Annotated in this window: 14 protein-coding genes; 8 read left to right on the forward strand and 6 right to left on the reverse strand. The window is 62.9% G+C overall.

Features of this window, described 5'->3' with window-relative positions; translation table 11 throughout:
* Positions 1-38: 38 nt before the first annotated feature.
* Positions 39-911: a glucose-1-phosphate thymidylyltransferase RfbA gene (gene rfbA, locus ACFVWT_RS04065; protein ID WP_390245455.1), complete on the forward strand. Its 873-nt coding sequence runs from the start codon at positions 39-41 to the stop codon at positions 909-911.
* Between the two features lie 77 nt (positions 912-988).
* Here the strand turns inward: rfbA and ACFVWT_RS04070 are convergent, their stop codons facing one another.
* Complete coding sequence (locus tag ACFVWT_RS04070) at positions 989-3,187, reverse strand: lysozyme (RefSeq protein WP_390245457.1); 2,199 nt, start codon at positions 3,185-3,187, stop codon at positions 989-991.
* A 148-nt stretch (positions 3,188-3,335) separates the two neighbouring features.
* Here ACFVWT_RS04070 and ACFVWT_RS04075 point away from each other — a divergent pair, with 148 nt between their 5' ends.
* From ACFVWT_RS04075 to ACFVWT_RS04105, 7 genes are all read left to right on the forward strand, one after another.
* Positions 3,336-3,536 carry a hypothetical protein gene (locus ACFVWT_RS04075; RefSeq protein WP_390245459.1) on the forward strand — a complete coding sequence of 67 codons (201 nt, stop codon included), beginning with the start codon at positions 3,336-3,338 and terminating at the stop codon, positions 3,534-3,536.
* A gap of 412 nt (positions 3,537-3,948) precedes the next feature.
* A complete protein-coding gene (locus ACFVWT_RS04080) occupies positions 3,949-5,172 on the forward strand; it encodes a CpaF family protein (protein WP_390245461.1) in 1,224 nt (407 codons plus the stop codon).
* On the forward strand, positions 5,172-6,026 hold the full coding sequence (locus ACFVWT_RS04085) for a type II secretion system F family protein (protein ID WP_390245463.1): 855 nt from the start codon (positions 5,172-5,174) through the stop codon (positions 6,024-6,026). Before ACFVWT_RS04080 ends, ACFVWT_RS04085 begins: the two co-directional genes overlap by 1 nt.
* Entirely contained in the window at positions 6,023-6,901 is an 879-nt protein-coding gene (locus ACFVWT_RS04090) for a type II secretion system F family protein (protein ID WP_390245465.1), read from the forward strand. Before ACFVWT_RS04085 ends, ACFVWT_RS04090 begins: the two co-directional genes overlap by 4 nt.
* Before the next feature lie 87 nt (positions 6,902-6,988).
* Entirely contained in the window at positions 6,989-7,468 is a 480-nt protein-coding gene (locus tag ACFVWT_RS04095) for a hypothetical protein (RefSeq protein WP_390245467.1), read from the forward strand.
* Positions 7,469-7,621: 153 nt separating this feature from the next.
* Positions 7,622-8,221: a hypothetical protein gene (locus ACFVWT_RS04100; protein WP_390245469.1), complete on the forward strand. Its 600-nt coding sequence runs from the start codon at positions 7,622-7,624 to the stop codon at positions 8,219-8,221.
* A gap of 195 nt (positions 8,222-8,416) precedes the next feature.
* On the forward strand, positions 8,417-8,677 hold the full coding sequence (locus ACFVWT_RS04105; RefSeq protein ID WP_390245470.1) for a hypothetical protein: 261 nt from the start codon (positions 8,417-8,419) through the stop codon (positions 8,675-8,677).
* A gap of 62 nt (positions 8,678-8,739) precedes the next feature.
* Here the strand turns inward: ACFVWT_RS04105 and ACFVWT_RS04110 are convergent, their stop codons facing one another.
* The 5 genes from ACFVWT_RS04110 to ACFVWT_RS04130 form a co-directional block, all read right to left on the reverse strand.
* Positions 8,740-9,927, reverse strand: a complete 1,188-nt coding sequence (locus ACFVWT_RS04110; RefSeq protein ID WP_390245472.1) for a phage major capsid protein — start codon at positions 9,925-9,927, stop codon at positions 8,740-8,742.
* Between the two features lie 219 nt (positions 9,928-10,146).
* Complete coding sequence (locus ACFVWT_RS04115; RefSeq protein ID WP_390245474.1) at positions 10,147-10,605, reverse strand: hypothetical protein; 459 nt, start codon at positions 10,603-10,605, stop codon at positions 10,147-10,149.
* 451 nt (positions 10,606-11,056) lie between these two features.
* Positions 11,057-11,377, reverse strand: a complete 321-nt coding sequence (locus ACFVWT_RS04120) for a hypothetical protein (protein WP_390245476.1) — start codon at positions 11,375-11,377, stop codon at positions 11,057-11,059.
* Entirely contained in the window at positions 11,374-11,652 is a 279-nt protein-coding gene (locus ACFVWT_RS04125; RefSeq protein ID WP_390245478.1) for a hypothetical protein, read from the reverse strand. The genes ACFVWT_RS04120 and ACFVWT_RS04125 overlap by 4 nt, the downstream gene beginning before the upstream one ends.
* 167 nt (positions 11,653-11,819) lie before the next feature.
* Positions 11,820-12,080, reverse strand: a complete 261-nt coding sequence (locus tag ACFVWT_RS04130; protein ID WP_390245480.1) for a hypothetical protein — start codon at positions 12,078-12,080, stop codon at positions 11,820-11,822.
* Positions 12,081-12,406: the final 326 nt, after the last annotated feature.

Consider the following 12,406-nt stretch of genomic DNA (forward strand, 5'->3'; position numbering starts at 1 on the left):
TTTGGTTGGACTTCGAATCAGAGGGAAAGATAGGTTGCATGCGCGGAATTATCCTTGCCGGCGGTACCGGCTCAAGACTCCATCCCATTACCTTGGGCATCAGCAAGCAACTGGTGCCTGTCTATGACAAGCCGATGATCTACTATCCGCTGTCCACACTCATCCTTGCCGGCATCCGCGACATCCTCATCATCACCACCCCCCACGACGCGGACCAGTTCCAGCGCCTGCTCGGCGACGGTTCGCAATTCGGCGTGAATATTACGTACGCGCAGCAACCTTCACCGGACGGACTGGCGCAGGCCTTCATCCTCGGCGCCGAGCACATCGGCAACGGACCGGTGGCCCTGGTGCTGGGGGACAACATCTTCTACGGCCGCGGGATGGGCACGCAGCTGCGGCGCTTCTCGGACATCGACGGCGGTGCGGTGTTTGGTTACTGGGTTGCGGATCCCTCCGCGTACGGCGTGGTCGAATTCGATGCCGAGGGCAAGGCCATTTCGCTCGAGGAGAAGCCGGCCAAGCCCAAGAGCCACTACGCAGTTCCTGGACTGTATTTCTACGACAACGATGTCGTGCAGATCGCCAAGGACCTGAAGCCTTCCCCTCGCGGAGAACTGGAAATCACGGACGTGAACCGGGTGTACCTCGAACGGGGCAAGCTCCAGGTGGAGATTCTCCCGCGGGGAACGGCTTGGCTGGACACAGGAACTTTCGATTCGCTGAACGAAGCATCCGAATTCATCCACACTGTGCAGAAGCGTCAGGGCCTGTCCATCGGCTGCCCCGAGGAAATCTCGTGGCGGTTGGGCTTCCTGAGCGACGCCGAACTGCAGGAGCGCGCGGAACCGCTTGTGAAGAGCGGTTACGGTAAATACCTGCTTGAATTGCTGGATCAAAGCGCGGGCTGATCGAACCACAAAGGGCGGGTAACCGGAATTTTTCCGGTTACCCGCCCTTTTTCATTCCATTGGCTTTTTCGATGGAGTTAGGCAGGGCTTCCGATGGGAACTGCATCAAGCGCGGTGCGGCTGTATTCGGCAATCACGGGCGAACTGCTGCCGTTATTCAATTCGACCAGGCGCGTCCAGGTGCCCACCGGACGCTTGGTCCCGTCGACCATCAGGTAGACCGTGGGGGAGTCGAGCGCCTTGACGAAGATCGTGGTGTCGATGTTGCCCCTCGCAGCGGGAAGAGCCATACAGGTGGACGCTTCGAGTGTCCGTGCCGGGAGCTGGGCCGTGGTCGTCGTAGCAGGAAGCTTCCAGATTCCGCCGCCGTAGCCGAGATAGGTGTCCGTGGCGCAGCGGATAACGGGCTGGACGGTTGCCGTGGAGGAGTAGGGCGCCAGGGCTGATTGTGGCAGCCGGGAGTAGCCTCCGATGCCCAGGCTGTTGGTGATTCTGAAATCCTCCAGCTGCAGCATCTTGTCAGGGCCGTCGATCAGGTAGACCATCGGACTCGCGTCCCCCACCGTGAGCCTGGCCAAGGGCAGAATCGCCGGACCTTTAGGCAGCGTGCGCATCGTCGTTGGGGTCAAAGAATAGATGACGGGAATCTTGCCCACTCCCAACTGGGTGAGAGTGGCTATGTCAGGGACTTCCCTGGCAGTCGATTTGTCCCGCCGGTAGACAACAGGTGACGATGAGGACTTAATGTACGCCGGATTGGAAATGGCGGATCCGGTCCCTATCGCATCCAGCAACGCATCCGAAAACTTCACTGTTGTGTCGGGCCATTGCGATGTGTCGGTCATCGGAAACTTGTAACTCGACCCGATCACGTAGCGGGCGGAGCCGGCTTCATTCGAGGCGAAGCCGGTGAAGGCAGCGCCTTGTGTCAGCTTCGCGATTGACTGGGGATCCAGGGCCGCCGCATTGATCCCGTTGGCCCAGACATTTTCAGAATAAACCGACGTCGGCACCGCGAGGAGTTTTCCGGCCGTGAATATGTACGGCTGGCGGCTGATCCGGTCCACAACGATGACATCCGGGCGTACGACTGGTGCGGCGCTGGCGTACGGCATTGTGGCCGTTACCGCGTCGCTGAGGCTCACGGTTGCCGAGGAAAGGCCCGCACGGCTGAGTGAAGCAACGTCGAAGAACTCCCGCTTTGTCATGGCGGACACGTAGAACAGCTTTCCGGTCGGCGACACGGTGGCGTTCGCCAGCATTCCGCTATCCGAATACCCTGCAAGCTGGCTATCCGCCAGCGGGACCCAGCCAGTGCAGCTGCCGCCGCCGAAGTCGTACATGACCGTGCAGCTTGGCACATGGTATTTGCGTCCGCCGTCAATGAGGTAGATGGAGCCATCGGGGCTGCGTGCGAAGCGGCCCACGGGGTTTCCGGTTGCCAGCGAGTCCACATATTGCTGGCTGACCTGGTCCAGGGAACTGACGTTCATGTAGAGCTGGTAGGTGGCCCAGTCCGGAACGGGATACTTGGTCTTCCCGCTCACCAGGTAAATCGTGCTGCTGGTGGGGCCTTTGACAAACGTCGAGCCAAAGCCGTCGGAGTAAGTAGCAAAACGCTGCAGCATCTGGTAAGTACCGTTCCAGACGTTGGAGTCACCTGCGAAGGGACCCGTGCTGCTGTACTGCCATATGCTGTAGCTGCTCCAACTGGACGGGATGGCGCCGGCGTCATTGGTTGCAGAGCTCGGGTAGGCGGCCACCCACAGGGGATAGTTCCCGAATCCCGCGGCGTCGCCGGTGCACTGTTTCCACCACATGGTGTTGGTATAAATGACCGGCAGGCGTCCGGTGAGCGCCTGCATGGTGTTGCCGAAGTCGCGGACCCAGGCCGTCAGCTGGGATGGGGACATGCCGTAGCAGGTGTTACCGAAGTAGAACCCGTCGATGGTGCGGCCTTCATAGGGGTTAAATTCGAAATCCAAGACCGGCGGCAGGGTGTAGCCATCCGCAGTCCAGCCGCCTCCGTTCTGGACGAAATAGCGTGCCTGGTCAGCTCCCGAGGACCAGTTGGGGATAGCGAAGTGGTAAGCGCCACGGATCATTCCGACGCTGCGTGAACCTTGGTACTGCGCGCCGAACAACTCATTCGTGTAGTAGTTGCCTTCGCTGGCTTTGACATACGCAAAGCGCGCGCCCATGTTCCACTGCTGCTGCCAGTTAACCGATGTTTGGTGGCCGCTGACGTCCAGGCCCTGCACCCCGAAAGTAGGCATCCACGTTCCCTGCGTTTCCAAGGACTGCGTTGTGAACAGTTGGGTGCCGTTTTGTTGCGTGGTGCCTGCGACGCGCGCGGACCGCTGTCCCATTTCCGCGCCGCCCTGGCCGGCGGCTTTTGCCATTGCGGCGCGGCCAGCATCGGAGGTGGGGTCCAGGGGAACGACAGGCGCCGAACTTGTTGTTGTGGGCACCGGCTCGGCTGGCTGGGCGGTGGCTTGGACGGACGACGGCGGTGCAGTCGGCGATGGCGACGTCGCGGGTGGGGGCGCGCTCGGTGTTGCGGTTTCGGGTGCTGCGGTTGCTGTGCCCGTGGATGTGGTCCCTGTGGGGGCCGGCGACGGCTGAGGCTCCGTTGCACCCGACGTGCCCGCCAACGGTCCGGCCAGCAGCGCCAGCGCCAGTACCAGCGGCCCAGCATTTCTCACTAAGCGACGCTTGGGTTGAACTGGGGTCGGCTTCATTTTTCGCTCCGGAACAGTGACGTGCTCCCAAGAGCAGGCCACTAGGTCGCATCTACAGCTGAATCCCGCAGGACGTACCGAACTGTGAGATATGTCTGACTTAACGCGCCTACCATAACACCAGTGTGCATGGAGCGACTAGTGATTCTGATGTTACTAATGTGAATCAAACCTGGTGCGTTTTCTCCGCTTATCCACAGCTTCGCCCGTGTGACTTGGCCGACATGTGTATGCTCCCTTAGCTTTAACGCAGTCGTACTGCCTCAGCCAGGGGCGGCAGTCGTTTGGGGGAACGCATGGATGCTGTTCGAATCGTGGAGGATGAGGTTCGCGAGCTGATCCGGCGCCGCGGTCTGGACCCGCTGCGGGAGGCCGGCGAAGTCAGGCGCCTTGTCGAGGCGGCCGTCAGTGATTATGACGAACGCGCGCTGATGGGGCCGCTTCCGCCGATCGGTCCGCTGGAGTCCGCCCGTCGGCATGTTTACGACGCCGTGGCCGGATTCGGTGCGTTGCAGCCGCTGCTGGATGACCCCACCATTGAGGAAATTTGGCTCAACGCACCCACCGAAATCTACGTGGCACGGAACGGCGAATCCGAACTCACGTCGCTGAGTCTCTCGGACCAGCAGGTTCGGGACCTCGTGGAACGCATGCTGAAAAGCTCGGGCCGCCGGCTGGATATGTCGTCGCCGTTTGTGGACGCGGCCCTTCCGGACGGATCCCGGCTGCACGTCGTTATTCCCGATGTGACGCGGCGTCACTGGGCGGTCAACATCCGCAAATTCGTCGTCAAGGCGAGCCGGCTCGAACATCTGGTGGAGCTCGGCACCCTGACTCCGCAGGCGGCCCGGTTCCTTGGCGCTGCCGTAGCCAGCGGACTAAATATCCTGGTCTCGGGGGCGACGCAGGCGGGCAAAACCACCATGCTGAACTGCCTGGCTGCCAGCATTGGCGCACGGGAACGCGTCATCACGGTCGAGGAAATCTTCGAACTGCAGTTTCCGTTGCGTGATGTTGTTGGATTGCAGTGCCGGCAGCCAAACCTCGAGGGTGAGGGCGAGATCCCGCTGCGAAGGCTCGTTAAGGAAGCCCTGAGGATGCGGCCGGACCGCCTGGTTGTGGGTGAAGTGCGTGAGGCGGAAAGCCTGGACATGTTGATCGCGCTTAATTCCGGTCTTCCCGGCATGTGCACTGTTCACGCCAACTCGGCACATGACGCCGTCACCAAGCTGTGCACCCTTCCGCTCCTGGCAGGCGACAACATCTCAAGTGCTTTCGTGGTGCCGACGGTCGCCTCGTGCATTGATTTGGTGGTCCACTGCAGCCGGCAGGCGAACGGCTTGCGCCAAGTCACGGAAATCCTGTCACTCGGGAGGCGCGTCGAAAACGGCATCATCGAATCGTCCATGGTTTTTGCGATGACCGACGGACAGTTGCAACCCAAAGCCAACTCCATGCCTGCCGTCGAGAAGTTTTCCAGTTCGGGATTCGATGTCGCAGCCCTGCTGGAGGTCCGCTAGTGGCACCCCTGCTGGGGGTGCTCTTAGGCGCCGGTTTGTTCCTCATGTGGTGGTCGGCCTGGGAACAACCCAAGTCCGCCAGGCAGCGTCCGCGGCCCGGACGGCTTCAGGACCTGCTGCGTGCGGCCGGGATTGAAAACGTCTCCGGGCTCGGCTTGGTATCCACCTGTCTTGGCATGGCGGCATTCGTGAGTATCATGTTCTTCGCTGTCACAAGGTCCTGGCCTATCTCTGCCTGCTTCGGCCTGTTTGGAGGATGGCTTCCCATGGCCGTGGTCAGATGGCGGGCCCGCAAACGCACGGCCACCCTTCGCCAGTTATGGCCTGATGTTGTTGACCATCTTCGGTCCGCCATCCGGGCAGGGTTGTCCCTTCCCGAGGCGCTGATCCAGCTGGGTGAGAAGGGGCCCGAGGAGCTTCGGCACGTATTTCGTGATTTTGGGGCCGACTATCGGGCCGGCGGCCAGTTCGATCCAGCCCTCAATAGGCTAAAGGAAAGGCTTGCAGACCCCGTCGCCGACCGTATTGTCGAAGCCCTCAGGCTCACGCGAGAGGTCGGGGGCTCCGACCTGGGCCGCCTGCTGGGAACCCTGGGCGAATTCCTGAGGGAAAGCGCACGAACCAGAAGCGAGCTGGAGGCACGGCAGTCCTGGACGGTGAATGCGGCACGGCTTGCGGTGGCTGCGCCGTGGATCGTGATGGTGCTGCTGGCCACCCGGCCCGAAGCAGTCGTCGCCTACAACACTGCGGCCGGGGCGGCTGTGCTTCTCGGCGGGCTGGTAGTTTCCGCCATCTGCTACTCCGTCATGTTGCGAATCGGTGCGCTGCCCGAGGACGAACGGGTCCTGAGATGACGTCGCCCTCCGCTGTTGCCGTGATTTGCGGGCTCCTGCTCGGAGCCGGACTTTGGCTCCTGGTTGTGCGGTTGCCGTTCATGAGGCCAATGAGTTTTGCCGAACGCATCGAACCGCAACTGAAGTCGCAGAACCTGGAGTCCAAGCTGCTGTTGGCCTCCACGGACAACCTCACTCCGTTCGGGCCGCTGGAGCGCATACTGCGTCCGCTGCTGAAGGACGGGCTCTCGGTCCTGACGCGTTTTAACCTGGGCTCATCGGCGTTGAGCCGCAGGCTGGCCCAGGCAGGGGTGCGCAAGTCTGTCGTCGACTTCAGGGCCGAGCAACTGCTCTGGGCAGTGCTGGGATTTGTCCTCGGCACAGGCCTGATTCTGGTCGGTGCCGCATCAGGACAGTTCAATCCTTTCCTTGCTGTCGTCGCCGTTCTGGGCAGCGCCCTCGGAGGGTTCCTTTTTAGGGATTACTGGCTGGGCGCCCAGATCAGGAGGCGTGAAAAGCTCATGATGGCCGAGTTCCCAAGCCTCGCCGAGCTGATGGCACTCGCCGTCAGTGCGGGAGAAAGCGCCACGGGTGCGCTGGACCGGGTCTGCCGCAGCTCACACGGCGAACTCGCCCGGGAATTTGAGCTGGTACTTTGTGAAACCCGGGCCGGGAAGCCGCTCGTCGAAGCGCTGCAGCGGTTCTCGGCACGGACCGACTTGGGCCCCCTCGTGCGGTTCGTTGACGGGATTATCGTGGCAGTCGAACGGGGAACACCTCTGGCAGACGTCCTTCGCGCCCAAGCACAGGATGTCCGTGATACCGCCAAACGCGACCTGATGGAATCGGCCGGAAAGAAAGAGATCGCCATGATGGTGCCAAACATAATCGACTAAAGATCTTTCGCTTTGCCTGGGGAAAACCGGCGCCCTTGCGGCGAGGGATGAGGGCGAATCACCTCAATCCAGATTAGATTGTGTCCCATGAGTGAACCTGGGGGAGAGGCTGCGGGAGAGCAGCCAAAGACAAAATCGGGCTGCGGCGGATGCGCACTTTGGGCGTTGGGTGTCGTGCTGATCCTGATGATCGGCATCATCGTCAGTTGCAGCGTCAACATGGCAAAGCCCAAGGCGAACCCGTATCAGTACACTCCGAGCGCCGAGCCGGTCGTGTCAGTTGATGCCGCCACGGTTTCCAAGGTCAAGAGCGCCTGTGAAGCGCAGCTTCGAGCGGTCGCGGCCAGCAGCAAGAAGCACTTCACCGGGGTCCCGGACAAGCCCTATGACGTTGTTTCCATCGACTTCCTCGGTGACGTAGCGCAGGTCGACCTGTTGCGAAAGGAGATCGCATGGGAGGTGCGTGTTCGCTCGGTCAGCAAGGTCGCTGATGGCAGTCTCGTCACGCGTACCGAGACCTGCCAGTTCAGGGATCTCCAGCAGGATGCAAGGATGCTGAACCAGTAGCACTCCCAAGGGCCCCAGGGTGGCGGGATATCCCGCCACCCTGGCCACGAAAGAGGCTCCTGTCGTGGGGAAAAATTGGGTATTGCTATACCCGAGTAGTCGGGCATAAGGTAGGCCTCCTCCGACCCACCCACCACCACCAAGGAGTCAGTCATGCCCACAACCAGCACCCTCAGTCCGGAAGCCAAGGCCGCCTACAACAAGGGATGGGCCTCTCAGGCCAAGACCGAGGAATCCGCCACGGCCAGCTTCATCAAGGCCACCCCGGTATCCGATGCCGTCGGCACCCTCGGATGGTTCCGCGCCGGATACACCGACAAGCAGTCAGGTGCCGCGAAGTGGACCACGGACGCCGATGGGGACAAGCCCGAGGCCGCAGAAGCCCCGGAGAGCGCAGAAGGCCCCACCGCCGAGGTGACTGCCCCGGCGGCCGCAGATCCCGCCGCAGAGGCCAAGGCATCCCGCCGTGGCGGCAAGCCCGCCTCGATCGCCGCCCTGCAAGCGAAGATCACCAAGGACATGCCGCGCGAGGAAGTGAAGCAGATCCGTGACCTGATCACCCAGAGGAAGAACCACTACAAGATGGGCTGGAACAGCTACCTCTCCCCGCTGTTCAACAAGGACCACGGCAAGGCATCCGCCGGATACGCCAAGCGCCACGCGGACAGCAAGTTCACCCAAGACTGGGAGGACGGCTGGAAGGACAACAAGGCCGGACACGAGTACGGCGACGTGTGGGCCGTGAAGAAGTAACCCGGAGCAACTGAGAACAAGGGCCAGGACGTTTGTCCTGGCCCTTGGCATGCCACAAAGTGCGATACATCGAGCGGCCCTGCGTGCCGATCTCCGCCCGGATCTCGGGCAGGACGGGGAATCCCTGAGCCGGGGGGCGGTTTCCTGCCGGACAGGGGACGGTACCGGACGGCTGTGGTCACCTGCCGGGGAAGGATGGAGAATCGCCTGAGCACCACCACCACAGAGAGGACGGCGATGCCGGAAGAGATCATCCCCGGACGCGAAGTACCGCATTACCTGTCCCTACCGCAGTTCGCGGATCGCCTCGGGTTGAAGGGCGACACTCTGCGCAAGTACAAGCTGCCGCCCAGGGACATTACGTGGGGTGACGGGTTTCCCGGCTGGTCAGAGAAGACCATCGACGAATGGGACGCCAACCGGCCCAGGAAACGCCGGGTGCCCCGCCCGGACTGATCCCCGGAAGTGGTGGGAACCCGTTCCCGGACCACCGCTGGCAACGGGAACGGGTTCCGGTCTTATGCGGCCGCCAGTGCCGCCACGGTGAACGCCCCTGGGCGGGTGATGACCGGTGTGAACCGGCCTTCCACGCGGAGGATCGTCTCGTTCGTGGTGTCCTTGGAGTAGGGGTTCCACTGGAGCGTCACCGGGCCGCGTGTGACGACGCCGATGCTGTTGCTCGTGAAGTCTCCGGCGATCGCCGTGTTAGCGGCCATGCCGTTGACCAGAGCTACCTTGGTGTTCCACAGCGTCCGTTGGCCGGAACCTGCCGGGCGGTCCGGGAGCAGGTACGAGTTGTCCGTCAGCCTCATCGTCTCGATCGCACGCCACGTCGCCGGGGACATGGCCACATGGGACGGGAGGATGCCCTGATCCTCCAGTGACCCCAGGGCTGCACGGACAGTCAGCACAGCGTCCGTGGTGAAGTCGGTTTCGCCGACGCCGGTCTTGGTCAGGAGGCCGTGCAGGGTGCCGCCGTTCTCGTCCGTGGTGTCGCTCAGGAGCAGGTCGTCCGTGGCCAGTGCGAGGCCGTAGAGCATCTCGTCCTGGATCAACTGCTGGAACTTCACGCCGCCGTCCGAGAGCCACTGGTTCGGAACGGTGATGACGTGGGCCAGGGTTGCGAACGCTTGGTTCGCCCGGTCGAACGCCAGAGCCGATTCCTGCTTCGGTGCGCCGCGTTCGACGGCGGCGGCGGCGAGGGTGCGGTCGGTCTGCTCGAGGTAGCTCACGGAGTCGGCCGCGACGCCCTGGGAGTCCGTGCCGTCCTGCGGGGCGAAGGTGACGATGTTCTGGAGCAGGAACGGGTAGCGCGTCATCGGCACGATACCGAGGTTCGCGTTCACGGAGACGGATCCGGCAGTGACCGTGACGGACTTCATGCCACCGGGCTTCTCGCCGACGGCCCGGATCATGGCCTTGGCCATCGGCGACTCGGGAGTTCCGCCCACGGGGACGCCCTTGGTGCCGTGGAGGCTCTCGTCACCGTTCGCATCCATGATCTCGCCGCTGAAGGCGGCCTTGATGGTGTCGCGGGTGCCTTCGGCCCTCTCGATGGCGTCGTCGAGCTTCTCCACTTCGGCCTTGTTGGCAGTTACGCGTTCCACTTCCTCTGCGGTGAAGTCGCGACCGTCGAGCGTGGCCTTCTCACCGATATACCGGACCTCAGCGACGAGGGCACGGCGCTTCTGTCGGAGTGTGGACATGGGGTGCTCCAATCCGGCACGCCACAGCAGGCGCAGGGGTGCCTTTGTGCATCAAACGTGGATCGCCAATGACACGCGGAAACGTTGGGCTCCCTTGCGTTAGGGAGACGGCTTCTACGCGGTCAATATGTGGCGCTGGCTGATTCACTCAGGCGGACCCCGGGAGGCCGGCGGGGCCTCGATGGAGTTAGAGCGTCGGCGCGGACCGATGCTCCAAAATTAACAGTCGTCGCCAACGCTGTCCAGCATGGCGTAGGCCGACTGGAAGAACACCCCCGCGTCCTGGTCCTGGGGCAGGGCGTACGCGATCAAGCCGCAGAGTCCGTCCATGATGCCGACGATCGACCGGGCATCCATGAACAGGATCTCCTGGATCATGTCAGCCGCGTCCTCCAGGTCGTCGGCCAGCACAAAACGGGCCAGGGTCACAGCGTCCCTGGGCTTGTAGGCGGTCTGGAACAAGATCTCCGGGTCAACGTCCTGCGGCAGAGCGTGCCGGATCAGGCCGCACAGCCCGTACAGCACCCCGGGGATGGACGGAGGATCACTGAGCAGTGACTCGATCATGTGGGCCGCGTCGCTCCGCTGACCTTCCAGCACGAGACGGGCAAGGGTCACAGCGTCGCGGGCACTGTCAATCTGCTGCTTGTTGGGCTGCGGGATCTCGTTGTGGTCCATGGCGTGGTTCCTATCGTGAAGTGTGGGCGGGGCAAGTGGGAGGCGTGCCGAGGTACAGGGCGCCGCAAACGTCGCAGAGCCAATGAACGTCACGCAGCGCCCTGCGGTGACGCCGGGCGGCTTCCTTGTGACGGCGACAGCAGTAATGCGCGAGCGGACTTCTGCCGGTCAGCGGCGCCGAGCACGGCGCAAAGGCGCACAGGCGCATGTTCATGGGTCCTCCGAAGGGGGGGGGTGCAAGGGGAGTATGCATTCTGAGTGAGCGGCCGGAAGACTACCCCGCCGGTGTCCTGGGGGATGGGTGTTCAAGATCTGGACTCCCCCTCCCTCCAGGCCGGTGTCGATGGCGGCCCTGTGGTGCCCGATCTCCGGGGCTTGCAGGGGATCCGGGGCGGTGACCCGGGGAAACGGGATCTCCCGCTTCTCCGGGGCTTCTCCGGGCTTCCAGCGGTCACGGCGGCTTCCCTCGGCGCCGCAGTGCCCGTAGATTCCTCCGGTCCAGTGACGTTTCAGCGGCCCATGTCCCGCCTGCCTCTGCCCACGTCCTCGAGTACTTGCGGCACATGAACAGCGCGGGGCATCCGATGCACAGGACGGCGGCTGTCTGCTGGGCCACGGTGCCGTCGTCAGAGAGCCAATCGGCATCGGCGGTGTACTCAGGGTTGCGGCACGGGATCCGGTTCCCGAGGGCATCGACTGCCCGTAGGAGCCGCCAGTACTCGCGTTCCTGGTCTGCGCCCATCTGCGACGTTGACCCCCGGGCAGGTGTCATGACATTGCTTCAAGCTGTTCTCTTTGCCGCGTGGATGCCTGGGTGATCTCGAGGCACTTACGGCCTGCTGTGGCGATCAGGTTCCCGAGTTCTACGGCGTCGTTGGCGTCGTAGAGTTCGTTCTCCAGATCCCCGGGGATCATGGTGCTCTCAGGCCGCCGGGCGTCGTAGTAGACCAGGGGTTCATCTACCGTGTGGCGTCCATCGTGGTAGAAGCACTCGTTTTGATGCACCATTGCCGTGAAGCGTTCTGTCAGGGAAGTGATGGCCAGCATGTGGGTGTACTGATAGCGGTCTGCATGCCAATCTCCGCTGGTCGTCTCTGCCCATGCTGGTATGCATTCCTCGGGTGAGGGGATGGTCGCGGTCGAGGGGATCAGCGACGGGGTGATCCTCAGCCGTTGCAGTCGCTCGGTGTTTGCATCGTCGGTCCGGTCATGCGTCATGGGCGTCGTCCTTCGTTGTTGTTCTGGTATGCCGGTTCTTCTTGCTGGGTCGTGCCCCGGAGGGCCGCGCGTGCCTTGGCGACACCACGAGCGGTGCGTTCCTCGGCGGAGGGGTCGTGGTAGCAGAGTCGACCGTTCAGGTATCCATAGGTGTCGCACAGGGCGCATTGGCGGATCTCGGCCATGCGCCGCCTGTGCGCCTCCTTGTGCGTCTCGGAGGCGGCTTCTGCTGCCTTCCGGGCCTCGTCCTTGGCCACTCGTTCCTGATCGGCCCCGGCTGCCCGGTGATGCTTCTTGGCGTTGCCGCATGCGCGGCATGGGTCAGTGTGTGGTCCGTGCTGGTGCTGGTTGCACTGCTCCGGGAAAGCCAGGGGCGTCCCAGGGGTGACAGCTGTCGGAGCCGATGGAGCATCTGGGAGGGTGGGAACCTCGGCCCCCATGGAAGCCAGCGTTTCGTCCGCTACTGGACCCCCGGTTTCCCCTCTCCCTTCTCTATCTCTCTTCTCTCTTAAATACGGGGCTAATTTTTGCCCCACGCGTGGGCTACTTTTTACCCCAGCGTGGGGTAATTTTTCCCCCACGC

The sequence above is a fragment of the Arthrobacter sp. NPDC058288 genome (assembly GCF_042880995.1).
Classification (GTDB): domain Bacteria; phylum Actinomycetota; class Actinomycetes; order Actinomycetales; family Micrococcaceae; genus Arthrobacter.